The organism is Legionella genomosp. 1 (genome assembly GCF_900640215.1).
In the GTDB taxonomy this organism is placed as follows: domain Bacteria; phylum Pseudomonadota; class Gammaproteobacteria; order Legionellales; family Legionellaceae; genus Legionella_C; species Legionella_C quinlivanii_A.
The window spans coordinates 356,981-381,366 of record NZ_CAAAJH010000002.1 but is presented as its reverse complement, the minus strand read 5'-3'; the positions used below and the strand labels follow the sequence as shown (position 1 = coordinate 381,366).

Genomic DNA, 24,386 nt, shown 5'->3' with positions numbered 1-24,386 from the left:
GAGCGTAATGAGTGACCTGCAACAGCAATATCACTCATTTATTGAATCTGGCGCTTTGAGTTGTTCAAAATAATGACAGGATCACTCAGCGCGAAGGCGGGAATCCATTCCTCAATTGGCACTATAGTTAGCTCAGAAATAAATCCCCGCTTTCGCGGGGAAGACATGTTAATTCAGTAACTTAGTTCTTAATCAGCCGTTTTTCTATTAAAAACATGAACAGACCGATTGCTAAAAAATATAAGGGCATTGCCTGCAGTGTGCCATTATGAAAATATCCCATCCCCAGAGTAAAGACGGAAATTAAACAGTAGTAAAAGAAACCAAACACACTGGATGCGGTGCCAATACACCATTTAAAGTCAGTCAGAGCGAGCGCCAGGGCGTTGGTTGTGACCATGCAAACACCAAACATAATACTCATTTGCATTACCAGGCTCAGAATAATCATCAGCATTGCAGAAAGATGCAAATAAACAGCGATAAAACTGTATATTATCGTCGCAATCAAAATAATCATTAGGCCGTATTGCATGATTTTGCCGGAAGAACGATAGGTATGCAGATATTTGGACAGCAGACCGCCTGACATGGTGCTTATGGCAATGGCAATGAAACTCATACCAAATTGACTGGGTGACAAACCTAGTATCTTGATGAAATAAAAAGGTCCTTCAGCAAAATAACTAAATGAAATGCCATTACAACCTGCCACCAGAAGTGCGAATCCCATCACTTTTTTGTTACTCAGTAATTGGATAGCTACTTTGGCAATTGAAATCCGGGCGCGTTGCTCCGGCAGATGCGTTTCAGGCAGTTTTCTCGCTACCAGAATGATTAGCAGCAAGCTAAAAAACGTCAAAGCCGTAAAAATGCTTCGCCACCCAAGATTTTCTGCGATAAGCCCACCCACGACAGGACCTACCGCAGGGAAAACAGCCAGTGCACTGCCGACGACAGAATAGACTTTACCTAAGGCACTGCCTTGAAAGGCATCCCGGCAAATTGCCTGTCCCAGGACACTGCCGATACTTCCGCCAAAGGCCTGAACAAAACGACTGAGCATTAACCCGCTGATGGTTGTCGAATAGTAACATCCCGTACAGCCTATGATAAATATCAGCAGTCCCAGTAGAATTCCCGGTTTTCGCCCAAATCGATCGGAGAATTTTCCCCATACCAGCGTGCCAATGGCAAAGCCGAATAGATAAATGGTAAGCGTATATTCCATCATTGACGCAGAGGTATGCAGGCTTTGCGCAATGACAGGCAGGGAAGGGGTATAAACTGTTTCAGACAGTTGGGGTAAACCCGCGATAAGTACAATAAGCCACACAGGCGGCATAATAAAATTCATAAAATCCTCGAAGTTTTAGAAAATAAAAAACAAATCCGCTTTTTTAAAAAAGCAGTTCATTGTGAAAATGAATTGGTTTTCTCTTAAACTACGACGATCTTTTTCATTTCATAACACCTGAAGCAAAAAACAGAATGAATATTATACAGTAAAACGAGGAGGGATGTCATTAGCTTATCCGGATTATGTAGGTCGGGCGCTTCCGCCCGACATTTCTTTGGAAAGTAGAAGCCTCGAATTTGTTCATTTGGATGAAAAAAAGAACGTCGGGCGAAGCGCCCGACCTACGCGATCCATACATTAAAAAGATTAAACTTGCGCAGGGGTTTCACTTTGATTGATTGCATTTAACACCCATTGAACCTGGCTAGAGAGATCAATGTCAATGTAAGAAAGCTCTTCATAGCGATGATCTTCGTAGGGGTTAGACTCGGGATCTTCTGCTTTGATACGGGCAATTTGCCTATCTCTTTCCTGATGCAACCAGATAATCTGAGGTTCAAATAAATGAAGCATGCCTTCAATCCATTGATCCAGAATCATCCAGTATGGGTCATCTTCCAGTGTCATTTCATATTTTTTGATGAAACTGGACACGTGTTTTGCATCATACCAAATCTCGGAGGACACCCACCGGTTTACGGTAAAGAGGCGTATCGGCTGGCCTAGGCAATTCATGGAAATAGCCACGATATGGGTCATTGGATTATCCATGTTTTTATCCCAATCGGATAAAGGAGTAGGAGTTATTTTGGCGGGGATCCCTTTATAGCGCAGGAAACAATGAAAATGGCCATGCTCCATGCTTTCATAATCTTCACGATGGCAATGATAAAAATATTGAGCTCCCGTTTGGCGATCAATGCGATCCCCCTTGGGATAATGGCTCATTGATTCATGGCGGCGCTTCTTTTGCAAAGTGTAATGGATAATGTTTTTTCCTTTGGCAGTGGTCATCTGTTGCTGGGCTTCCAGAATCTGAGACGCATAGGCCAAAAGGCGGGATTGTTTCGTTTTACTCAAATAAGGTAATGAAAATTCAGACATAAATACACGCTAGAAAAAAAAGGAAGCGTTTCCGCTTCCTTTAAAAATATTAGCTACCGCTGCAGCCGCCACAACCTTTGCAGCCATTGCAACCTTTGCAACCTTTGCATCCGTTGCAGCCTTTACAACCTTTGCAGCCTTTGCAACCAGCGCAGCCACTTGCTTGAGTAGTGGTTGAATCAGCATAGGCAGCAGGAACAACAGAAGCAGCTGAAAGGGCAGTCAGTAATGCGGCCACGGCTAAAGTTGATTTTTTCATGATGAATCCTTCCTTTGAAAAAGTTTAGAATTTGAAACACAGTTAAGGACCAGAAACAGTATCTGGCAACATTTACTCCTTCGGAACTTTGTGAGCCGCAGTTAAAGCTTGCTTACAGTTTCAAAAGGTCAATTTAATTATATTAGAGTGGCGCATTTGATCAAGCTATGTTCTTCATATTTTTGAAAATTTTTGTCGTCAAAGGTTTCATTATGATTAAGAGAAATTCACATTGTCAATTTATGACGGGGGTCAAAGTTTTAAGCCTGAACCTTCATTGGGTATACAATCATCTTTCATCTCGCTTATCCTCTGTTTAAACTGATGCGATTTACTAATGGTGGCGAGCGGGTTAACCGTGGGCGACTGGTTTAACAGATTGTTTACGGGTTGCCACCATAATGAAGTAGAATACTCTGATTCATTTTTTTGCAGTGTATTTGCAAAAGCGGCTAAGGCATCACTTGCATGGGGATGGATTTGTAAGATATCAATAAGCTGATTAAGGCGATTAATTTCAATTAGCATCCCTGGGTGTTCTCTTACATGCGCATTAGATTGAAACTGAGACTGATAGTTTATCAGTGTTCTGAGTAGTTCATCACGCAGGGCGAAATCTTTTAAATCTATAATAAGAGCCTGCAGTAAAAGTTCAATTTTGGAATTGGGCACAACTCTTGATAAATCATCTGTACCAAATATTGTCTGGCTAATTGCATTAAGTTCAGCTTGTCGAATATGGGGGTTATCTTTGCTTAACTTATTAATGATCGTATTAATCCCCGTGATTGCATTATTAACCCAGTTGATTTCAGGATGATAGGCTCTATGCTTTGCTTCATATATGCGTATTGATAAATCATCGACAATTTTTTTTATCAGCTCAGCTTCTTGGGGAAACCTGATTTGCTCAATGTTCTTATACAGTAAGCTTATTTCCGGATGAGTTTCTTTAATATTTTTTATCAGATTTTCAGGATGAAAAGGGTTTCGGCCCGTGACAGGGATTTTCGTTTCAGTCCAGAATCTGTCAAGATCAGCGGCGCTGTTTATATCAATAGCGACTAGTTTACTATTATTCTGGGCGATTACATCATTCACCTGCTTCAATTGATCATCAAACAGCAGGCCAATGGCGTCATTATGTCCCTCCTGATGATATAATTGAAGAATTTCGGCCATTTTATGGCCTTTAAGGCCTGCCGGCGCACGTCCTATTTCAACATTATGTACATCATAGGCTTCAAGAATATTGACAATTTCATTGGTGGGTTTTGTTCCTAAATAGCTACTCAATGCCTGTAATCCTCTATCTACAATCCCGGGCCTTGCAGTCAATATCAGAATATCATAGCCTTCTTTCTGAGCTCTGCGAACATATTCCAGTAATACCTGTCTCATATGACTCTGCTTATTGCGAAGGCCATAAAGAGGATTCTTGTCAATTTTTTCTACTAAAGTTGTTCCGTCTATATCAATCGCGATGAAACCTTTGGATGATCTGGGCATGTAGGTTTATTGAGTAAATTGTTTACTATTTATTCTAGTAGAAAATAAAGAACTCCCCACGTCATCCTGAGCGTAGCGAAGGATCTCAAACTGCTTAGAGCTGAGCCAGATTCAGGAGATCCTTCACTGCGTTCAGGATGACGTACCCTGGGGAGTTACAAAATAAGTTGCTTTATTATGGATGGGATTGTTTTTAAAGTGACACTTAAGTTATAATATTAAGCATCTAGGTAAAAATAAGGTCAGTCATGTCCCAGCTCAGCCGCTTTAAAAAGTCACAAGATAAAATTGAATTTCTAAATGATCATTATCTGGACAAAGCATTTTACGATGACTTGTGCGCGATGTCGAAGGAAGAGAGAGAACAATATGCCAGTGAAATAATTAATCAGATCAGAGACGATGATGATTTAGAGTTTTTAATCCTTCGTTTGACCGATCTCTGTTTTGAAGCCAAAGATGAAAAATTTATTCGATCTGACAGCGGCGATTTCTTCGCGAATATCTTGCTTAAGATTATAAAAGAACTGGATAGAGACGCTTTTGCAAGGGCTTATCAAGCAAGCAATACTAAAAATGCCTATCCGGAAGATTATGTGTTTAATGAAAAGATAACCCATATTCTAAATATTATTAGAAACATTGCTGCAAGAAAAGGAGAGCTGCATCAACAATACCTACACAGTAATCTGGCTATTAAAATATTCAATCCCTTGATTATGGAAGGTATCATTAATCCTCAGGAATTGGCACCATTGCAACAGATAATTGCAAATAAAACTGCGTTGGATGAGTACTTTACCACGCGTCTTTCAGATCCAAAAGATTACAGCGCTCGCGTAGAGCCTTATTTTGAAGCGCAAGCAAAAGCCTTGGACGAAAAACAGGAATTGCACCATAATGCGATTCAGAACATCAAACAGTTAATTCGCAGCAAACCCTGGAGCATACCCGGTTTCTTGTTCATTAAAGGCGGGGTGGATATAAATGTCGACGGTAGAACATTGAGAGTGCCACATCGAGTCGCTGAAATGGCAAGAGCAATTGACGCTTATGAAGCAAAACAAAACAAAACGGAAAATGATTTATACGACCTGTATGAGCATATAAAGGATATCGCTCAGGAAGCACTGGATAATCCACGACAGGGCCGCCAACCTTCTACTACACAGTTTTATAAAGATGTGCTTGAAAATGTGTATCGGGCTGCAGATGTTGGTCTGGTGAATACTAATGAGGATGATAGGGCCCAGTTGTTAGGTCTGGATTAATAAGTAATCGTGTAACTCCCCAGGTACGTCATCCTGAACGCAGTGAAGGATCTCCTGAATCTGGCTTAGCTCTAAGCAGTTTGAGATCCTTCGCTACGTTCAGGATGACGTACCTGGGGAGTTACGTAATCGTTTGAGAACGCGCCAGCATTTTTCATGTGACGTTCTCCCATATAGTATTTGGCTAAAAGCGCTCAGGATCTGCTTTTAGCCAGTGTTTTTTGAAGCATTCAGGGATTTCTTCGCCAAGCAATTGTCCCGGTGTTAAATAATCATAGATTTCATTAAAGGGTTTAACACAGTCGGCACTGACCCGTCTCATCAGATATTCTGGCGATAAGTCGCTGGGATTACATAAACCCATTGCACCTACCATCTCAAGAAAACTTCTGACGGTATTATTATGAAAATTCAATACACGGTATTGTTTCTCATCAACAACCAAACCGCGTTGCAATCGTAAATTTTGCGTGGCGACTCCGGTAGGGCAGGTATTGGCATTACATTGTTTTGACTGAATGCAGCCCACCGCAAACATCATGGCGCGTGCCGCATTACACATATCGGCTCCCATTGCGATATTGGCGACCAGATCAAAGCCGCTGGCTACTTTTCCACTGGATATAATTCTGATTTTATCCCGTAAATTAACGCCTACCAGAGCATTATGGACAAAAACCAAAGCTGCCTCCAAAGGCTCTCCCACTCGATTGGTATATTCAACTGGAGCCGCTCCCGTACCGCCTTCAGCGCCATCAACTGTAATGAAATCAGGAGTAATACCGGTTAAAAGCATTGCCTTGCATATACCCAGAAACTCATGGCGTTTGCCTATACAGAGCTTAAACCCTACAGGCTTGCCTCCGGATAATTCCCGTAAATGTTTTACAAACTCCAGTAAAGTGCGCGGGGAGTCAAAGGCTGTGTGGGCTGGCGGAGAAAGAATATCGCCTCCGATTTTAATTTTTCGCACTTTCGCTATTTCCGGAGTGACCTTCGCTGCGGGCAAAATCCCGCCATGAGAGGGTTTGGCTCCTTGCGAGAGTTTGATTTCAATCATTTTGACTTCTTCGCGAGTTGACTCTGCGATAAACTCCTTTTCATCGAAATTGCCATTTTCATCCCGACAGCCAAAATAGGCAGTACCAATCTGGAATATAATGTCGCCGCCTTGCAAATGATAGGGGCTTAAACCACCTTCACCGGTGTTGTGAGCAAAATTCCCCAGTTTTGCTCCTTTATTAAGCGCCATGATGGCATTAGGCGATAAGGAACCATAACTCATTGCCGAGATATTCAGACGTGAGGCACTATAAGGCTTGCTGCAGTCAGGCCCGCCGACAACAATTCTGGGTTCAACTTCTGACACATGTTTGGGAGCGAGTGAGTGTAAAACCCAGGTATAACCGACCTGTGTAATGTTACGGCTGGTGCCGAAGGGAATCGTATCACGCACATTTTTTGCCCGTTCATACACCATGCTTCTGATTTCACGATTATAAGGAAGCTCTTCCTGGTCATCCGCAATAAAATATTGCTGAATTTCAGGCCTTAAAAATTCCATAATGAACCGGAAATGACCTAAGACCGGAAAGTTTCTAAGAACGGAGTGTTTGGTTTGTATCAGATCGTAGATTCCCACGATAATGATTGGTACCAGAAAGACAATGCACCAGATGGTATCGTGCATCATGATTAGGAAAAAAATAAAGCTTAGCAGGATGAGCCCGAATCCAATATACCACTGGCGCCGCATAGTTAAATCCTCTTAAAAAAGGTAGGGAATACAAGCCGGGAGGCTTGTATTCAGGATGGAATTACTTCGTAAATACCTCATATTCAGGGTACCACATGGTTTCTTTTATCGCTGTTTCAATTTCCGCATCACTAATTTTATCCGCGTGGTTTTCCTTAATAGCCTGTAGAATCACCGCCTTGGCAATATGTCGGCTTACATCACGAATGACTCGAAGATCAGGTAAGAGAGCGCCTTCACCCTTAATCATTGCCGGAGACAGATCGCTTAATGCCATTGCAGCGGCCATCATCATTTTATCGGTGACGCGACGCGCCTTTCCGGCGACGACGCCCAAGCCTACACCTGGGAAAATATAGGAGTTATTACATTGGGAAATTTCAATCGAATGAGAGCCAATTAGTACTGGATCAAATGGACTTCCTGTAGCAACCAGGGCCTTACCCGCACTCCACTCCAGTATTTGCTGTGGAGTCGCCTCAGCCCGTGAAGTGGGATTGGAGAGTGGGAATACAATAGGGCGATCGCAGTAACTCGCCATACTGCGTATCATTGGCTCGCTGAATTGCTGGGGTTGCCCTGAAACGCCGAGCAGGATGGTCGGTTTAGCGTTATTAATTACTTCAAGAAGATTAATCTGCTGTTTGTTTTGGACCGTCCAGGTTTTTAATCTGTTTTTCGATTGAACAAAGCCTTTTTGGAAGGGCAGAATATTCTCCAGACCTTCCTGCAGTAAACCCATTCTGTCGACCAGATAAAAACGAGATCGTGCTTCGGATTCGCTAAGTCCCTGATTAATCATTGCCTGCACCAATTGCTCGCTGATGCCGCAGCCAGCTGAACCGGCACCGAGCAGGGCGATACGATGGTCTTTTAATGGAACACCGGAAACACGTGTTGCAGCAATGATAGCTGCTACTGCAACTGCGGCTGTTCCCTGAATATCATCGTTGAAGGTACAGAGTTGATCACGGTACTTTTCGAGAATTGGATAGGCATGCTGTTGGGCAAAATCTTCAAATTGCAATAGTACATTTGGAAAGCATTTTTTGACCGATTGCACAAACTGGTCAATAAACTGATCATACTCTTCGCCAGTAATACGGGAATGACGCCAACCCAAATACTCAGGATCATTAAACTTTTCCTGATTATTGGTACCTACATCCAATACAATAGGTAATGTATGCGCAGGATGGATACCCCCGCAAACGGAGTAAAGCGATAATTTTCCAATTGGGATGCCCAAACCGCCAGCGCCCTGATCACCCAATCCCAGAATTCGCTCGCCGTCAGTGACAACGATCACATCAATCCGTCGATTTTTCGCAACAGTCGAAAGAATCTTCTCCATTCTATCCCGTTCAGGATAGCTGATGAACAAACCGCGGGGTTGACGATAAATGCGATGAAACTGCTGACAGGCCTCTCCCACTACTGGGGTATAAATTATGGGCAAAACTTCCAGTAAATTATCCAGGACAAAACGATAAAAAAGGACTTCGTTGCGATCCTGCAACGCTCTTAAGTAGATATGTTTTTCAAGAGGAGTATCTTTGGCATCGTAGGCATCACGGCTGCGTCTCAATTGTTCGAGAATACTCTCGGTATTGCAGGGAAGAAGTCCATGCAGCTCAAACAAATCCTTTTCAGCTTCAGTAAAAGCGGTACCCTTATTCAATAAGGGGTCTTTTAATATTTCCTGGCCGCGTGCAGTAATTTTGGAACTCATAACCACTCCCTGGTAACTGTAATTTAAAATGCCAAATGGACATTATGCTAGTTCATTCTTGAGAATCAAGATCTTCGTCGCAATATTTATCAAGTTTCTGATTCCAGGTATCACACTGCAGTTTGACCACCTGGTTCAGAGAACCACTTTCCTTAAAAACCTTTCTCAGCAGAAAAGCATCATTGATTTTGTTAAGAATATCATTTTGGAGGAGATTCATAAAATATTGATTGTTTAAAAACTCAATTTGCGGCCTAATTTTTTTTAGCGTATTGAGGATATCATCCTGAATCAGATAATGCTGACCATTATCGGAGTCAATGATGTCGCCCTCAAAACCATAACGGCTTGCCTGAAAGCGGTTATAACTGTATAAAAAATACAGATCATGACTGACTTGAGTGGGACGTTCTTCGAGAAGATACAGTGATAGACTTTGTAAATAAGCCGCGATTTGAATGGCTTTACCAAGGCTTAAAGGCGTATCGCATACTCTGACTTCCACCGTGCCGAACTCTGGCTTGGGGCGAATATCCCAGTAAAAATCTTTCATGCTGCCAATTATTCCCAGTCTTCGAAATTTATAATAGTACTCAGACAGTTCATTCCAGTTAATTAAGTAAGGGATTACACCGCTTAAGGGAAAGGCGCTAAAGATACTGGAGCGGGAGGAGCAATAGCCGGTGTCAACACCCTGGTAAAATGGAGACGATGCCGCTATTGCGATGAGTTGCGGAACATATCGACCCAATGCATGTGTCAGATACAAAGCATCTTCGGGGCTGGTGCAGCCGATATGAATATGCTGACCAAAAATAGTGGCTCTTTTTGAAAGATAACGGTATTTTCTGGCGAGATTTTTGTAACGTTTCGCTGGAAAAATTTTTTGCTTTGACCAGCGTTCATAGGGATGAGAGCCACCGCCGCAAATATAGGCACCGACTCGTTCGGCTTCCTGTAAAAGATAGTGCTGCAGTTCCGAAAACTCGTCAAGCATGGTCTGAGCCGACTGATGCACTGAGGAGTTAATTTCAATCATGCTCTGAGTAATTTCCGGAACAATACGCGTTTCAAAATTACTTCCGTGCACATCCCGGATGATGTCTTTTGAGCAAAATTTGTGACCCCAGCTTCTCGGATTGATTAATTGAAACTCAAGTTCTATTCCAATCGACACCAGAGCTGATTTTTTGAAGGGTAATCGTCGCATTGTCGTCCTGTTATTTTCTGCAATCCATTGCACGGAAATTCGATACAAACCTATAGTCAATTATAAGCTGTAAATGCAAAATGTTCTAAAAATAATCAAATGGATTGTCAATTAATCCTATTCTCAAATGACGGCGTGCCTGTGAGTAATGACACAGTTTAATGAGCACTCTCTTTAATTCATTCAATCCTAAGGCTAATCCAAAATATGTCGATATGAATACTAAATGTCATTCTGATTATCATTTGGGCATCCGCTGCGAGCCTCGGAACGCATTCTGTATTAAAGGATTAAATAACAACAAGGAAGAAAAAATGAGCCCGGAAAAGATTTCATACTTTGTATTAATGGGAGACAGCCTGACCGACCGTGGCACTATTGCGAATAAATATTTATGGGGTTGCATTCCTATGGGCTGGATAACTGGTTTGGACAAAAAATCACCAGATGGACGATTCACCAATGGCTATGCCTGGAGTGATCATCTGAGCGCCGGCATTGCTGAAGATTTCATCATCAAAGAGGTAGGTAAAGAGTATAAAATGGATGCGACAGACATCAGCGATGCAGTGATTGCCCATGATAGTAAGGTTCGAGCACATGTTCAGGATAGTTATGATTTGGATGATGATCTGGTAGTCCGCTATAAGGGAGTTGATTTCGTTAGAAATTACAGCGAAGGAGGATTAAGCGCTCATGATTATAGCTGGGTTCCAAGCTCAAGTTTAAGCCGTTTCTTTAATCGAATGGTGGTCTCTACGCTGGAAGAAATGCGGGAAAAAATGATTAAATATGACGAAACTCATCAGGTATCGAATACACAGAAAAAATCAACCCTGGTTATTGAATGGTCTGGAGCCAATGATTTAATCACAGTGAATGAGCGTCCAACCATAGGTGAAGCCAAAAAAGCATTAAAAGCCAGAGTTGAGAATGTTGAGGAACTTATAAAAAAAGGCTACTCCAATTTTATTTTATTTAATCTGCCGGACTTGTCATTTACCCCCATGTATCAGCAAAAAAGTGAATATGAGAGAGAAAATGCTCAATCCTGTTCGCTTTATTTTAATGATCAGTTACGGATAGCCTGTAATGAATTAAAGATTCGCTATCCCAATTGTTCAATTGAATGCTTTGATATCAATTCACTGTTTACAGATATAATTCAGCATCCTCTGAAATGGGGATTTGATCCGGAGAAGGTGAGTACACCATATTACGGCTCCGAGGATTTTTACAATGAAAACGGCAGCTCTCCGGCAAAAGGTTACATTTTCTGGGATACTATTCATCCTTCAGCCGATATGCATGCTCTTCTTGCCCATCATTTCTATCTGAAATATCAATTTAAATACAATTTTATTGCGCCTGATTTTTTGGGCGAAAGCCAGCGAAAAGAAGCCAGCTCCACTATTAGTGAATTACGGCGTCAATTCATCCAGGAATATGGCACGCGTCTGGCTAAAGATAAGAACAGCTTTTTTGGCAGCTTGTACCGTTCCAATATTGATTATAAAAATGCCAGTCTTGAAGAGATTTTTCGCCACGCACTGTATGAAAAAGGCTATAGAACGCGAGCCAGCATCACTCATTTAAACTGGATAGACAAGAAGGGAAATATCACCTTGAAAGTGCCGCCTTTGGAAACTGCAAAAATGGTTGTGGAAGCGAAGGAGGGGATAAGGAGGAATCCTCCTGAAGAAGAAAGAATATCGAAAAGAATCTGAGATATGACCGGCCTCTTTCCCAAACTTGAAATGGGGCCGGATATTTGAAGTACATGCAGGTTATTTTTCAGCGTTTGACTGTCACTCTTATATCGTTGGCGTGGGCTACAGAATGTGGTTTGCTTACGCTAACGACCACCTGTTCCAGCTTAAATTCTTCTTTAATTAAAGCAGCTACCCGGTCTGCAACCGTTTCAATTAATTGAAATGAATTGGATTCAACATATTCAGTAACGCTTCGGCAGAGCGCGTCATAATCAATCGTTTTATTAATATCGTCATTACATTGACTAAAGTCGCCGGGAATGCTGATATCAATAAACAGATTTTGCTTAATTTGCTGTTCCCAGTGATGAACTCCAATACGAGTGGCAATTTTTAACGCTTTAACTTCCAGAATATCCATTTTTTGATCAACGAAAACAAAAAGGGCAGGGTAGCAAAGTTTGAAAATTTATACAATCTTAACCTACGTCCCGACCATACCCCTCCTACCACTGCCATTAAGTTAAGGAAATATGTCATTCCCGCGAAGGCGGGAACCCATTCCACAATTGGCATTATAGCTAGCTCAGAGATGGATCCCCGCCTTCGCGGGGAGGACTGTTTAATATACAACTGAGCTTAACTTAATGGCAGTGACCCTACGACCCACGACGTGTTCGGGGGATTCAGAAAACTCATAAAGAAACACTGGACCCTGAGGACAAGCCACAGGGCGCAGGATGATGGTAGATACTTACGGATTTTTTCGCGGGATCCCAAGGAATCCTTGCTAAGATTCCTGGATGCTGCGAATAATCACAGAACATTGGAGCTATCTGAACTATGCTGACTTCTGCAGACTAATTAATTCTTTTATCCCGGTTTCAGCCAAATCCAGCATGCCGTTTAATTGAGCGCGGTTGAAACTGTTTTCCTCTGCGGTGCCCTGTATTTCAATAAAGTCACCGGCCTCATTCATAACGACATTCATATCCGTTTCAGCCAGCACGTCTTCTGCATAGTCCAGATCCAGCACGGATTGTCCGCGGTAAATGCCTACAGACACTGCTGCGACATAGGTGAACGCCGGCATTTTTCTAATTTTCTCCCGGCTAACCATCCAGTTCAGTGCGTCTCTTAATGCAAGACAAGCCCCTGTAATGGCGGCTGTTCTTGTGCCTCCGTCAGCCTGAAGCACATCACAGTCGATGGTAATGGTATTTTCACCCAGCACTTTAAGATCGAAGCAGGCGCGAAGCGAGCGGCCAATCAGACGCTGAATTTCAAGGGTTCGGCCGCCTTGTCTGCCTTTACTGGCTTCCCGGTCAGAGCGGCTGTGAGTGGCTCGGGGCAACATTCCGTATTCTGCAGTAATCCAGCCTTGATTTTTTCCCTTGAGAAACCGTGGAACACCGTCTATAACTGAAGCATTACAAATAACTCGAGTCTGGCCAAATTCTACCAGTACAGATCCTTCAGCATGCTGCGTATAGTTGCGTTGCAACTGAATAGATCGAAGTTGATTGGGTTCACGATTGCTGGGGCGCATGGCTTGCTCCTCGATAAAATTGCAAAGTATACCCCTTTCTTCATAATGATGCACGCAGACTTGCATTTGTACAAATTTAGTTTATAGTCGGCCATCCTCAGAAAGAATTAGTAGTAAAACTCGATTATGACTAATAGTATGACCGCTTTTGCACGCGAGCAGATTCAAGTAGACGGCATGATTTTTTGCTGGGAAATTCGTTCGGTAAATCATCGATATATGGACGTTTCCTTTCGCTTGCCAGAAGACTGGCGTTTTCTCGAAAATGACCTGCGAACAATGCTTAGAGGGCAGATTAGCCGCGGTAAACTCGAGTGTCAGTTAAAACATCAGGATAATTCCGGTGTTGAAAAAACGATTGCAGTTAATGAGCCATTATTGAATGCTTTAGTTAATACGGCTGAAAAACTATCCAGTGATAACCATCTGGCCAATGATATGAGTTTGTCAAAGGTGCTGGCATGGCCTGGAGTTGTAAACATAGAGCAACCTGTTCTTGAGCAATATTCGGCTTCGATTTTAGACCTGTTCAATCATACGTTAAAACGACTGCAGTTAATGAGATCTGCGGAAGGAGCGGCCCTGCATCAACATGTACTGGATAAACTTTCACGTTTAAAAATCGAGATCGGGAAATCCCGCGAGTTTGCTGAGAAGAACAGCTTGCTTGCCCGCGATAAACTGTTGACTCGATTGCAGAGTCTGAATCTGGAAGTGGATAGCAGTCGAATTGAGCAGGAACTGGCGATTCTTTTAAGTAAAATGGATGTAACCGAAGAACTGGAACGATTGTCGGTACATATCCATGAAGTGAATAACAGTCTCAATGCAAAAGAGCCCGCGGGACGACGGCTCGATTTTTTAATGCAGGAATTAAATCGCGAGGCAAACACACTGAGCTCAAAATCTGATTCCATTGAAATGACGCAGTCTGCGGTAGAAATGAAAGTATTAATCGAGCAAATGCGAGAACAAATTCAAAATATAGAGTAAAGATAAATGGCGAATGATGGCACAGGAAATTTATTTATTGTAGCGGCCCCTTCAGGCGGGGGAAAAACCAGTCTCGTGAAAGAGCTTGTTAACAGCATGCCTGATATTGAGGTATCTGTTTCGCATACTACCCGTTCCATGCGTCCGGCCGAGAAAAATGGCGTCGATTATTTTTTTGTTTCCGAAAGCGAATTTCTGCGCATGATTGATGACTCTGCTTTCATTGAATACGCAAGAGTTTTCAACCATTATTATGGTACTTCAGTGGTTCAGATTAAAGACCGGCTGGCTTCCGGCATCGATGTTGTCCTGGATATCGACTGGCAGGGGGCGCAGCAAATCAGAAGATTGTTTCCTGGTTCTGTCAGCATATTCATCATCCCGCCCTCGCTGGAAATTCTCAAACAACGGCTTCAAAACCGTAAGCAGGATAATGAAGCGGTGATTGGGAGTCGAATGTTACAGGCACAGGAAGAATTGAGCCATTATTCTGAATTTGATTATCTGATTGTCAATGACAGTTTCGAGGTCGCGGCCGACGAATTGAGGTCTATTGTGCTTGCCAATCGCTTAAACATACAGCGGCAATCAGTAAAGATTGCAAAATTACTTTCCTTCTTATTAGCATCGAAGTAAAATAGATTATTTTGGTTATAAGCTTAAGATCGTGACTGCGGGCCTTGGTGAAATGGATTCAGGCTCACTATTTCGTCTGATGCTATAACTTAATACTTGTATTGTGGGGGTTCTAATGGCACGTGTCACAGTTGAAGATTGTTTGGAGCATGTTGCGAATCGCTTTGAATTAGTGATGGTTGCAACCAAAAGAGCGCGTGAAATTGCTGTTCGCGGCGAGCAACCTTTAGTGGAGTGGGAAAACGATAAACCGACGGTTGTGGCTTTAAGAGAAATTGCGGCTGGATTAGTAAAACCAGATATTCTGGATAAAGATTAATTCAAATCGGCGGTATCAGTTGCAATACAATTTTTCAGCTTTAAGCGAAGGGAGTGCTCTGTGAGCTACTTTAAGGAGTTACACGAAGAGCTTCAACATTATCTTGAGCAACAGCAGGTTGAAAAGTGTCATCAGGCCTATCTGGTTGCGGAAAAAGCGCATCATGGGCAGATGCGCCGATCGGGTGAACCTTATATTACCCATCCAGTAGCCGCAGCGCTGATACTCGCCCGGATGCGTCTCGACTATCAAACTATCATGGCAACCCTGTTGCATGATGTGGTCGAGGATACCTCCATCAGCAAGGAAGAGCTAAGCCAGTTGTTTGGTGAGGAAGTCACTGCCCTTGTAGATGGTGTCACCAAACTGACTAAAATCAAGTTTGAGTCCCGCGCGGAAGCCCAGGCTGAAAATTTTAGAAAGATGGTTCTGGCAATGGTGAAGGATATTCGCGTCATCATTGTCAAGTTGGCTGATCGCTATCACAATATGAAGACTCTTGGGGCGATGCCTTCGTCCAAGCGTCGACGCATTGCAATTGAAACCCTTGAAATTTATGCGCCTATTGCTAATCGGCTGGGGATGCATGCTATTTATGTGGGCCTGGAAGATTTAGGTTTTCAGGCGCTCTATCCCATGCGATTTCGCGCAATCAAATCAGCCGTTGAGAAGTCACGAGGCAATCGCCGTGAGCTCACACAAAAAATAGAACATGACCTGGAAGAAGCCCTCAGACAGTTAAATATTCCTTACGAGCATGTATTCGGCCGCCAAAAACATTTATACAGTATCTATCGAAAGATGCGACAGAAGAAGGCCTCTTTTACTGAAATCACTGATGTGTTCGCTTTCCGTGTAATCACCGAAGATATCGACGCCTGCTATCGTGTGATGGGGGCTTTGCACCGCACTTACAAGCCTGTTCCGCAACGATTCAAGGATTATATTGGTATTCCCAAAGCGAACGGCTATCAGTCCCTACATACCACTTTGTTCGGCCCATTTGGTGTTCCTCTGGAGGTACAAATCCGTACGCGGGATATGGATAAAGTAGCAGAAAACGGGGTGGCGGCGCACTGGATTTATAAATCCGCTGGTCTGGAAGTGAACGAGGCCCAGCTTCGTGCCCGCGAATGGGTACAGCGGTTATTGGAAATGCAGCGAAGCACCGGGAGCTCTCTTGAGTTTATTGAAAACGTTAAAATTGATTTGTTCCCGGATGAGGTTTATGTATTTACCCCCAAAGGGCATATCATGGAACTTCCCAAAGGGGCCACTCCGGTTGATTTCGCTTATACAGTACATTCTGGTGTTGGTAATAGCTGCGTGGCTGCCAAAGTCAACCGCCGTCTGGTGCCTTTAAGCATTCCTCTGACAAATGGGCAGACGGTAGAAATTATCACTGCTCCCGGGGCTCATCCCAATCCAGCATGGCTTAATTTTGTGGTTACCGGAAAAGCCAGAAGCAATATTCGTCACTTTCTTAAAAGCCAGCAGCATAATGAGTCGATTGTGATGGGAAAACGCTTGTTGGAGCAGGCACTGGCGGAACTGTCTTCCGATTATGCCAAAGTACCTCCCGAATCCCTGCAGGCAATACTCCATGATTTAAATTATAAATCTGCTGAAGAATTACTTTATGCTATTGGTATTGGCAATCAAATGCCGATGGTCATTGCAAAACGTCTGGTAGTTCGCCCGGAGCCTGCCGAGCTCGATAAAAATGGTAAAAGCCGCCCTCTGGCCATTAAGGGAACCGAGGGAATGGTAGTTCATTTTGCCGAATGCTGTCAGCCCATTCCAGGTGATAGCATCGTCGGGCGCTTTCAGCAGGGGCGGGGAATCATCGTACATGCCAGCGATTGCCCACTGATTCATCATGTCCGCAGTCCTGAGCAGTTCATTGCCTTACGTTGGGATGAGCAGGTTGAGGGTGAATTCTGGGTGGATATTACCGTTGAAGTGGCAAACCAGCGAGGTGTTCTCGCTGCCTTGGCAACCGCAATTGCCGAAGCGGAATCCAATATTGGAAATATTAATGTGGATCCTCGCGATGGACGCCACAATGCCGTTACTTTTTCAATCAGTGTGCGTGACAGGACGCATTTGGCGCGTGTGATGCGAAGGCTTCGTTCCAACAATGTCGTCATGCGCCTTTACCGAAAAAAACAAGGGGAATGAGAATGCAATCAATTCATAGTGAACAGGCTCCGGCTGCTATTGGAACTTATAGTCAGGCTATCCGCTGTGGCGATACAGTTTATCTTTCCGGTCAAATCCCATTGGATCCCGCGACCGGTGTTTTATGTAGTGACGAAATTCGACTGCAAATAGATCAGGTATTAAATAACTTAACCGCCGTTTGTCAGGCCTCAGGCGGCAGCTTGGCTAATATTGTCAAATTAAATGTCTATCTGACCGACCTGAATCATTTTCCTCTGGTAAATGAAGCGATGAGCCGCTTTTTTGTCGAGCCTTATCCTGCTCGTGCTGCCATTGGTGTCTCGGCTTTGCCGCGTGGCTCCCAGGTTGAAATGGATGGTATTATGGTGCTTGATAAGTCCGTTACGGGATAATTCAGTGGATAATAATCAGTACGCCCAAACCGGGCGTCGGATGTTTATTATCACCTGGATCCTCCTTTTTGGTTTGCTGTTTATATTTTTTTATTACCATGGCCAATCTGACAAAGGGCGTGTCGAAAGCCATCCAGGCAAGGTGATCATCAAGGCAGATGCGCAGGGGCATTATCGCATCGATGGCGCAATTGATGGTCAACCTGTCCATTTTATTATTGATACAGGGGCTACACTCTTAGCTATACCAGAAAAAGTTGCGCGAGAATTAAATTTAAACGGGCGCTATCCAATCCGTATGCAAACCGCAAAAGGAACCGTTGAAGGCTCCCTGACCCGCGTAAATAAACTCTCTTTCGGTAATTTCACTTTATATGATGTTAAAGCCGTCATTATTTTAGGTGCCGAGGATGATATGTTGTTGATGGGTATGAATGTGTTATCGCATTTTAGCCTGACACAGACAAACAAGACATTAGTGATTAAGAAATCGGATGAGCAGTAAGGCATTTCCCCACGGCTTAGATTTATAAAACGAGAAATACATGAGCATTGTGACATTAAATAAGGTCATCTTGAATGTGGGTGGCAACAGGCTGCTTGATGAAGCCGATTGGCAAATCCAGCCCCAGGATCGTGTCGCCCTGGTGGGGCGAAATGGGGCAGGCAAATCCTCTTTGCTGCGCTTATTGCAGGGTGAGATGCTGCCTGATAGTGGACAGATAAACCGTCTTAGCGGTCTTAGGGTTGCCGGATTAACGCAGGAAGTTCCTGTGCATGATAATGAAACAGTGTATCATTTTCTGGTAAAAAGTCTGGGAGAAACGGGTGAGGTGTTAGCCGAATTCTACCATTTGTCTCAAGGTGAGGACTTATCGGCTTTAGCTCGTTGCCAGCAGCAAATGGACAATTTGCATGCCTGGGATCTTTTGCCTCGAGTTGATACAATGGCTTCACGTCTGGGTATTGATCCTTCTGCACGAATGGACAAATTGTCTGGAGGGATGAAAAGGCGGGCATTGCTTGCAGCGGCACTGATTGCCAATCCTGATCTCTTACTGCTAGACGAACCGACCAACCATCTTGACGTGGAAGCCATTGAATGGCTGGAGTCTTATCTGAAAAGCTATCAGGGAGCCGTTTTACTGGTAACTCACGATCGTGAATTTCTTAGCGCTGTGTCCAATCGCATAGTGGAAATTGATCGCGGCAAACTCTACACCCATGAATGTGATTATGAAACCTATCTGGACCGGCGTGAGGCAATGCGGGTGACCGAGCAGCGTCATAATGAATTATTTGATAAGCGTTTAGCGGAAGAAGAGGCCTGGATTCGTACCGGTATCAAGGCCAGACGTACTCGCAATGAAGGCCGGGTTCGAGCTTTAAAAGCGATGCGGGAACAGTATAAAGCACGCCGAAACCAGCAGGGTAAGGTCAAAGGCATTAATCTTGAGATTGCTCATTCGGGGAATGTGGTCATTGAAGCAGAGAAGCTTAATTATCAGATAGGCGGTAAGACGATTCTACGCGACTTCTCGCTGCTGCTTTCCCGCGGTGATAAATTGGGTATTATTGGACCTAATGGCTGCGGTAAAACCACACTTGTTCGCCTGCTTCTTGGTGAATTGACCCCCGATTCAGGTCGAGTGAAACAAGGCACATCGCTGGCGGTCGCCTATTTTGATCAGCTCAGAAGGCAATTGGACGAGCAACAGACCGTGATGGCAAACGTTGCGGATGGGGCGGATCATGTCAGCATCAATGGCAAGCAAAAACATGTTGCCAGTTATCTGAAGGATTTTTTGTTTCCCTCGGAGCGTTTCAATCAGCCTGTTTCCAGTTTGTCCGGAGGTGAGAGAAATCGTCTGTTATTGGCGAAATTATTAGCTAAACCGGTCAATTTTCTGGTCATGGACGAACCAACCAATGATCTCGATATAGAGACCATGGAGCTTTTGGAAACCATGCTGGTAGATTACCCCGGCACCTTAATTTTGATTAGCCATGACCGCGCATTTATTAATCAGGTGGTGACCAGTGTACTGGTATGGGAAGGCGAAGGGCAGTTTAACGAGTATGTAGGTGGATACGATGATTACCAGATGCAAAAGAAAGCTCAGCGACAGTCTGCCACTGCTGTGTCCTCAGCCAAGGCCTCGCCAAAACGGATGAACACTTCGGGTAAGCTAAGTTTTAATGAGCAACGTGAGCTTTCGCAATTGCCGCAGCAGATCGAGAAGCTGGAGGCTAAAATTGCTGAAGCGCAGTTAAAAATGACGGAAGCTGATTTTTACCAACAGGATGCCCAGGCGATTGCCTTATTTGGTCAGCAGCTTCAAGCAGATGAAGCTGAGCTCACGAAATTATATTCTCGATGGGAGGAGTTGGAGGGTTAGCTCCAGAAAGATCAATTGTGTAGAGGGTTGGGGACATTGCCATTAAGTTAAAGTTAATGAATTTTTTGTTATTCTTGAGCCGGCGTGGTTGTAAACGTAAGAGAAAATCCCCTCTCCCAAGTTTGGGAGAGGGCTAGGGTGAGGGTTGATTTTAACCCCCTCTCTCTAACTCTCTCCCCTGAGGGGAGAGAGGATTTTTTTCATACACTCTAATGTCAAGAAAAACTTAAGGCTAATTGAAAAAACAAGTCGCGGTACGTAGCGGGTTAGGTGATCGTGCGATGACACTGACCCTTGATAAGCAAGCCGCATCAGAGTTATAGTTGATTAATATCAATTTTCCATCGTTTTGGAGAAATGCACTGTGTTATTAACCTTGGCACTGGTTGTGTTTTGCTCGGCAATAATCGTTTTTTTTGCGGAGGAGTTTGGCGGCGTCGTTAAGAAAATTTTCGCAATTCCTGGTGTTAAACTCATCCTGCCCTTGTTAATTGCTTCATTCATCGTAGCCCTTTATGAAGATTGGATAGTCTGGATATTACTGATCAATAAATATGCATTTCATAGCGCTATGAGTTATATCGCATCCTTATTTCCTTTTGAACAGTTCGCCGCTGAAACTGTACAGATTTTATTTCTTCTCATTTTAACTCTCGTGCCTCCATTTATTTTTATCACATTACGCAAGCGTAAAACAATACTTCCCTTTCGTTATACCTGGCTGATTTGTCTGCTGCTTTGGCTATTTTTTAGCATTCTATTCACAGTTAAATAATTTTAATTAATTTTTTTTGGATTTCATTTCAAACGCTTATAAGCCACCTATAATTTATTTAGACAAGCTCAGTTCACTTTGAGGGGCTATGAAAATTTCAGGCAGGCTTTTACAAAAAGCAGTCGAGGCAGAAATCATCGATGAAAACCAGGCGAGTCGTTTACTGGAATTTATCAAGGCAGAGTCCGCACACGAACCCCATTTTGATTTCACCAATGTTCTTTATTACCTGGGCGGCTTAATCGCTATTGGCGCCATGACCATTTTTATGAATGTGAGCTGGGAACACTACGGCGGCATGGGTATATTTTATGTTTCACTGCTCTATGCAGCAGTCGGTCTGGGGTTGGCCCATATACTCGCCCAAAAGAACTTTCCGATACCAGCGGGTATTTGTGCAACCTTTGTTGTCGCTCTAACCCCGCTGGCTATTTATGGGCTGCAGAAAGGCATGGGATGGTGGCCTGATGACAGTGTATATAATGAATTTCATTACTGGGTTCAATGGCATTGGATTTATATGGAGGCAGGCACATTAATTGTGGGAATTATCATGGCCTGGCTCTACCGTTATCCTTTCATGATTATGCCCATCGCCGTAACCCTGTGGTATCTCTCGATGGATGTGGCGGCATTGATTGTTGATCCGCATTCTATGGATTTTGAATTCAGAGCCATTATTTCCATGTATTTTGGACTGGTTATAGTTTTGATTGCTTTCTGGGTAGATGTTCGTTCGCGTCATTCAGCGGATTATGCATTCTGGCTTTATATTTTTGGTGTTATTGCTTTTTGGGGAGGTCTCACCTGCCAAAGTTCCGACAGCGAGCTGTCGAAATTTCTCTATCTCTGTATTAATTTGGTGATGATCATTATTGGTGTTGTTTTGAACCGTAAGGTATTTGTGATTTTCGGAGGTATCGGTGTGGCTTTTTATCTGGGGCATCTGGCATCGAATGTGTTTAAAGACAGCCTGGGATTTCCTGCGGCTTTGGCCTGCATTGGACTTCTGATTATTTACCTGGGGACCTTATGGCATAAAAACGAAGATAAATTACGAATAAAACTCCAGTCCATGCTCCCGAAACCTTTGCAGGAACTGTTGCAGGCAAGAGACTAAGAAACATGCAAGAACGCTGACTTTAGAGCTTTTATATTGTTTAGTGTAATCCTTATAGCTAGAATGCCTAAAAATAAGTAAGCAAGCGGTTATAAGGATGATTCATGTTTCGCAGATTTTTAGGTTTTTTTAAACCCACTGAAGAAAATAGCTATTCTAAAATAGATGTGGAAAATCCAGATATAAAACCTCAATTACCCTCTGTTATCCCAATCTCTGAAAAACAGGATTTGCTGACACATGTTGAAAAATTACAACAACTTAAAGCAGAGATTTTGGAAATGGAGCGTGCCTATGAAAAATCCTATTTCAGGTGGCAAGCTTCAACTTTGTTGGGCAGCCTTGCTTTAACTGCTGTATGGGGAGGGGCAATCGGTCGACTAAATCATAAGTTTTTTAATCCTTACTGGGAAGATAATAAACTTTTTTATAGAAATAGATTCGATTTTATGGCACTAGATGATGATGGATGCACGCCTGCTTCTTTGGGGTGTGTGGGTTACTATCCCAACTTTCTTAATTTTGGTTCCAAGCCCCTGGCTAACTGCACTCAAGCAGGTTATTCGCCTCTGGAAAATTTGGTATGCCCAGATCTGTATATTCGGGCATGTTTAAATATAATGGATACAATGTGTGATATTTTAAACTCAACGACCTATCAATATGTTGATGATGAAACAAACAGACATAATTTAAACAACGCTTTCGGCACATTGATGACATGTAGTTTTATAACACCACTTATCGGATGTTTAGTAGTAGCGCTGCTAAATGAATATAAAAAGAAAAGGCCTGCCGATCTTGTTCCTGTTTCAGCTTTGCAAAAAGATAAACTGCAAGATTACATCAGTCAAATCGGTAGTGGTATTCATCTTAATATAAGCAAAAAAGGGTTCGGTAACGAATATATTAATAGCGCCGAATTATATTCTCAGATTGATCGAGAAATAGCTTTAGCTAACGCCAGACTGGTTGTAAATAATATCGATCAGGATAAGAACAATCGAGCGAGCTTTTTTCAACCGGATAAGGATGAACAGCAAACAGGTATTAACCTCCCTGACGAAGCGGTTTATTCAGCCTGAGCGGTACGGCGTTGTTGCGTGAATAGAACCAAGCAACTAACCTGTCGTCTTTGCGAACGAAGTGAAGCAATCCAGATCGGAATTTGAACAAAGTAATGAGCTGGATTGCTTCGCTAACGCTCGCAAAGACAGTTTTTTGTGCACCTATCTTTATGAGTTGGAACAGTGCTGGTTATGAAATAGAGTCTAAAAATAAATTGAGTTCACAGAAACTAATCTTCCTCTAATATTTTAGCGGAAGCATTTTTCTTCATCACAATAATACTGATGCGTCGATTTTTGGGATTTAACGGCTCCTTTTTATCCAGCAGAACAGTTGAGGCATAGCCTGTAACCCGCATTACTTTATCTTCCTTTAATCCCGCTTTCAGCAGGGCACGTCTTGCTGTATTGGCGCGTTGCGTTGAAAGCTCCCAGTTGGTTTGTTCCAGATCTTCCGGGTTATGATAGGGATGGGCGTCAGTGTGCCCCTGGATGGTTACTTTATTGGGAACAGAGTTTAGCAAAACGGCGATTTTCGCAAGGATCTGTGCCATCGCCGGATCAATCTCATCGCTGCCTAACCCAAACATAGGCTTATCGTCATTATCAATCAATTGTATCCGCAGGCCCTCCGAAGTCACGTCCATTAGCATGCGATCTTTTAATTCAGTTAAAGCAGGATCATTTTCGATGCTTAGCATGATGTTGGATTGCAGCTCCTTCAACTGCTTCATTTCTTCCTGTTTGAGATTGCCGGCGGTGGATTGCTGGCCTGACTTGGCCGGTTGATTATTACCAGAAATCTGGCCATCTTTCTTCTCTAAATTATCACCGCCGCCTTTTACGGTTATTTCTCGGGAACCCATGCTATCGCCGCTGATAAGCGATATCTTTAAAGGCTGTTTAAAATATTCGGCTAAGCCATCTTTCTGGGCTTTGTTCAGTGATGCCAATAACCACATTAGCAGAAAGAAGGCCATCATCGCGGTAACGAAATCGGCATAGGCAATTTTCCAGGATCCCCCATGATGCCCATGACTATGCCCATGACGTTTTTTTATAATAATGGGTGGGGTTTCTTCTTTGTTAGCCATTTAGG

Annotated in this window: 21 protein-coding genes and 1 pseudogene; 12 read left to right on the top strand and 10 right to left on the bottom strand. The window is 43.2% G+C overall.

Going from position 1 to position 24,386, the window contains the following annotated elements; genetic code table 11:
* Positions 1-181: 181 nt before the first annotated feature.
* The 4 genes from E1O89_RS03850 to E1O89_RS03835 all read right to left on the bottom strand — a co-directional run bounded on the left by E1O89_RS03850 (position 182) and on the right by E1O89_RS03835 (position 4,172).
* The gene (locus E1O89_RS03850; RefSeq protein WP_133139012.1) at positions 182-1,357 is read right to left on the bottom strand and encodes a multidrug effflux MFS transporter; all 1,176 of its coding nucleotides are present in this window, start codon (positions 1,355-1,357) and stop codon (positions 182-184) included.
* Between the two features lie 309 nt (positions 1,358-1,666).
* Positions 1,667-2,404, bottom strand: coding sequence for a DUF6969 family protein (locus tag E1O89_RS03845; RefSeq protein WP_133139011.1), 738 nt, complete (start codon positions 2,402-2,404; stop codon positions 1,667-1,669).
* A gap of 49 nt (positions 2,405-2,453) precedes the next feature.
* Positions 2,454-2,663, bottom strand: coding sequence for a hypothetical protein (locus E1O89_RS03840; protein ID WP_058507627.1), 210 nt, complete (start codon positions 2,661-2,663; stop codon positions 2,454-2,456).
* 252 nt (positions 2,664-2,915) lie between these two features.
* Complete coding sequence (locus E1O89_RS03835; protein WP_133139010.1) at positions 2,916-4,172, bottom strand: hypothetical protein; 1,257 nt, start codon at positions 4,170-4,172, stop codon at positions 2,916-2,918.
* Positions 4,173-4,420: 248 nt separating this feature from the next.
* On the opposite strand from E1O89_RS03835, the gene E1O89_RS03830 reads away from it, so the two are divergent.
* Positions 4,421-5,443: a hypothetical protein gene (locus E1O89_RS03830; RefSeq protein ID WP_133139009.1), complete on the top strand. Its 1,023-nt coding sequence runs from the start codon at positions 4,421-4,423 to the stop codon at positions 5,441-5,443.
* 184 nt (positions 5,444-5,627) lie between these two features.
* On the opposite strand, the gene E1O89_RS03825 is transcribed toward E1O89_RS03830, so the two are convergent.
* The 3 genes from E1O89_RS03825 to E1O89_RS03815 all read right to left on the bottom strand — a co-directional run bounded on the left by E1O89_RS03825 (position 5,628) and on the right by E1O89_RS03815 (position 10,141).
* On the bottom strand, positions 5,628-7,199 hold the full coding sequence (locus E1O89_RS03825; RefSeq protein WP_133139008.1) for an FMN-binding glutamate synthase family protein: 1,572 nt from the start codon (positions 7,197-7,199) through the stop codon (positions 5,628-5,630).
* Positions 7,200-7,260: 61 nt separating this feature from the next.
* The gene (locus E1O89_RS03820; RefSeq protein ID WP_133139007.1) at positions 7,261-8,931 is read right to left on the bottom strand and encodes an NAD-dependent malic enzyme; all 1,671 of its coding nucleotides are present in this window, start codon (positions 8,929-8,931) and stop codon (positions 7,261-7,263) included.
* Positions 8,932-8,983: 52 nt separating this feature from the next.
* Positions 8,984-10,141 carry a YbdK family carboxylate-amine ligase gene (locus E1O89_RS03815; RefSeq protein ID WP_133139006.1) on the bottom strand — a complete coding sequence of 386 codons (1,158 nt, stop codon included), beginning with the start codon at positions 10,139-10,141 and terminating at the stop codon, positions 8,984-8,986.
* Positions 10,142-10,455: 314 nt separating this feature from the next.
* Between E1O89_RS03815 and E1O89_RS03810 the strand changes: the two genes are divergently transcribed.
* Positions 10,456-11,868 carry an SGNH/GDSL hydrolase family protein gene (locus E1O89_RS03810; RefSeq protein ID WP_133139005.1) on the top strand — a complete coding sequence of 471 codons (1,413 nt, stop codon included), beginning with the start codon at positions 10,456-10,458 and terminating at the stop codon, positions 11,866-11,868.
* Positions 11,869-11,935: 67 nt separating this feature from the next.
* On the opposite strand, the gene folB is transcribed toward E1O89_RS03810, so the two are convergent.
* Positions 11,936-12,274 (bottom strand): dihydroneopterin aldolase, encoded by a 339-nt coding sequence (gene folB / locus E1O89_RS03805; protein WP_133139004.1) that lies wholly within the window; start codon positions 12,272-12,274, stop codon positions 11,936-11,938.
* A 420-nt stretch (positions 12,275-12,694) separates the two neighbouring features.
* A complete protein-coding gene (rph, locus tag E1O89_RS03800; RefSeq protein WP_133139003.1) occupies positions 12,695-13,402 on the bottom strand; it encodes a ribonuclease PH in 708 nt (235 codons plus the stop codon).
* Positions 13,403-13,528: 126 nt separating this feature from the next.
* On the opposite strand from rph, the gene E1O89_RS03795 reads away from it, so the two are divergent.
* The 10 genes and pseudogenes from E1O89_RS03795 to E1O89_RS03750 all read left to right on the top strand — a co-directional run bounded on the left by E1O89_RS03795 (position 13,529) and on the right by E1O89_RS03750 (position 23,305).
* Positions 13,529-14,395: a YicC/YloC family endoribonuclease gene (locus E1O89_RS03795; protein WP_133139002.1), complete on the top strand. Its 867-nt coding sequence runs from the start codon at positions 13,529-13,531 to the stop codon at positions 14,393-14,395.
* Between the two features lie 6 nt (positions 14,396-14,401).
* Positions 14,402-15,031: a guanylate kinase gene (gene gmk, locus E1O89_RS03790; protein ID WP_133139001.1), complete on the top strand. Its 630-nt coding sequence runs from the start codon at positions 14,402-14,404 to the stop codon at positions 15,029-15,031.
* Between the two features lie 115 nt (positions 15,032-15,146).
* Positions 15,147-15,344 (top strand): annotated as a pseudogene (gene rpoZ, locus E1O89_RS03785) (DNA-directed RNA polymerase subunit omega); the annotation flags it as partial.
* Between the two features lie 66 nt (positions 15,345-15,410).
* Positions 15,411-17,531, top strand: a complete 2,121-nt coding sequence (gene spoT, locus E1O89_RS03780; protein WP_112220294.1) for a bifunctional GTP diphosphokinase/guanosine-3',5'-bis pyrophosphate 3'-pyrophosphohydrolase — start codon at positions 15,411-15,413, stop codon at positions 17,529-17,531.
* A gap of 2 nt (positions 17,532-17,533) precedes the next feature.
* Positions 17,534-17,926: a RidA family protein gene (locus tag E1O89_RS03775; protein WP_133139000.1), complete on the top strand. Its 393-nt coding sequence runs from the start codon at positions 17,534-17,536 to the stop codon at positions 17,924-17,926.
* Positions 17,927-17,930: 4 nt separating this feature from the next.
* Positions 17,931-18,431 carry a TIGR02281 family clan AA aspartic protease gene (locus tag E1O89_RS03770; RefSeq protein WP_262337388.1) on the top strand — a complete coding sequence of 167 codons (501 nt, stop codon included), beginning with the start codon at positions 17,931-17,933 and terminating at the stop codon, positions 18,429-18,431.
* Between the two features lie 40 nt (positions 18,432-18,471).
* Positions 18,472-20,325 carry an ATP-binding cassette domain-containing protein gene (locus E1O89_RS03765; RefSeq protein WP_133138999.1) on the top strand — a complete coding sequence of 618 codons (1,854 nt, stop codon included), beginning with the start codon at positions 18,472-18,474 and terminating at the stop codon, positions 20,323-20,325.
* A 364-nt stretch (positions 20,326-20,689) separates the two neighbouring features.
* Positions 20,690-21,100 (top strand): hypothetical protein, encoded by a 411-nt coding sequence (locus tag E1O89_RS03760; protein ID WP_133138998.1) that lies wholly within the window; start codon positions 20,690-20,692, stop codon positions 21,098-21,100.
* An 88-nt stretch (positions 21,101-21,188) separates the two neighbouring features.
* On the top strand, positions 21,189-22,220 hold the full coding sequence (locus E1O89_RS03755) for a DUF2157 domain-containing protein (protein WP_133138997.1): 1,032 nt from the start codon (positions 21,189-21,191) through the stop codon (positions 22,218-22,220).
* 104 nt (positions 22,221-22,324) lie between these two features.
* Positions 22,325-23,305 (top strand): hypothetical protein, encoded by a 981-nt coding sequence (locus tag E1O89_RS03750; RefSeq protein ID WP_133138996.1) that lies wholly within the window; start codon positions 22,325-22,327, stop codon positions 23,303-23,305.
* A gap of 212 nt (positions 23,306-23,517) precedes the next feature.
* On the opposite strand, the gene motB is transcribed toward E1O89_RS03750, so the two are convergent.
* Positions 23,518-24,381: a flagellar motor protein MotB gene (gene motB / locus E1O89_RS03745; protein ID WP_112220300.1), complete on the bottom strand. Its 864-nt coding sequence runs from the start codon at positions 24,379-24,381 to the stop codon at positions 23,518-23,520.
* Positions 24,382-24,386: the final 5 nt, after the last annotated feature.

Coding starts and splice junctions, on each gene's coding strand:
- E1O89_RS03850 (WP_133139012.1), bottom strand. CDS start 1,357: ATGAATTTTATTATGCCGCCTGTGTGGCTTATTGTACTTATCGCGGGT.
- E1O89_RS03845 (WP_133139011.1), bottom strand. CDS start 2,404: ATGTCTGAATTTTCATTACCTTATTTGAGTAAAACGAAACAATCCCGC.
- E1O89_RS03840 (WP_058507627.1), bottom strand. CDS start 2,663: ATGAAAAAATCAACTTTAGCCGTGGCCGCATTACTGACTGCCCTTTCA.
- E1O89_RS03835 (WP_133139010.1), bottom strand. CDS start 4,172: ATGCCCAGATCATCCAAAGGTTTCATCGCGATTGATATAGACGGAACA.
- E1O89_RS03830 (WP_133139009.1), top strand. CDS start 4,421: ATGTCCCAGCTCAGCCGCTTTAAAAAGTCACAAGATAAAATTGAATTT.
- E1O89_RS03825 (WP_133139008.1), bottom strand. CDS start 7,199: ATGCGGCGCCAGTGGTATATTGGATTCGGGCTCATCCTGCTAAGCTTT.
- E1O89_RS03820 (WP_133139007.1), bottom strand. CDS start 8,931: ATGAGTTCCAAAATTACTGCACGCGGCCAGGAAATATTAAAAGACCCC.
- E1O89_RS03815 (WP_133139006.1), bottom strand. CDS start 10,141: ATGCGACGATTACCCTTCAAAAAATCAGCTCTGGTGTCGATTGGAATA.
- E1O89_RS03810 (WP_133139005.1), top strand. CDS start 10,456: ATGAGCCCGGAAAAGATTTCATACTTTGTATTAATGGGAGACAGCCTG.
- folB (WP_133139004.1), bottom strand. CDS start 12,274: ATGGATATTCTGGAAGTTAAAGCGTTAAAAATTGCCACTCGTATTGGA.
- rph (WP_133139003.1), bottom strand. CDS start 13,402: ATGCGCCCCAGCAATCGTGAACCCAATCAACTTCGATCTATTCAGTTG.
- E1O89_RS03795 (WP_133139002.1), top strand. CDS start 13,529: ATGACTAATAGTATGACCGCTTTTGCACGCGAGCAGATTCAAGTAGAC.
- gmk (WP_133139001.1), top strand. CDS start 14,402: ATGGCGAATGATGGCACAGGAAATTTATTTATTGTAGCGGCCCCTTCA.
- E1O89_RS03775 (WP_133139000.1), top strand. CDS start 17,534: ATGCAATCAATTCATAGTGAACAGGCTCCGGCTGCTATTGGAACTTAT.
- E1O89_RS03765 (WP_133138999.1), top strand. CDS start 18,472: ATGAGCATTGTGACATTAAATAAGGTCATCTTGAATGTGGGTGGCAAC.
- E1O89_RS03755 (WP_133138997.1), top strand. CDS start 21,189: ATGAAAATTTCAGGCAGGCTTTTACAAAAAGCAGTCGAGGCAGAAATC.
- E1O89_RS03750 (WP_133138996.1), top strand. CDS start 22,325: ATGTTTCGCAGATTTTTAGGTTTTTTTAAACCCACTGAAGAAAATAGC.
- motB (WP_112220300.1), bottom strand. CDS start 24,381: ATGGCTAACAAAGAAGAAACCCCACCCATTATTATAAAAAAACGTCAT.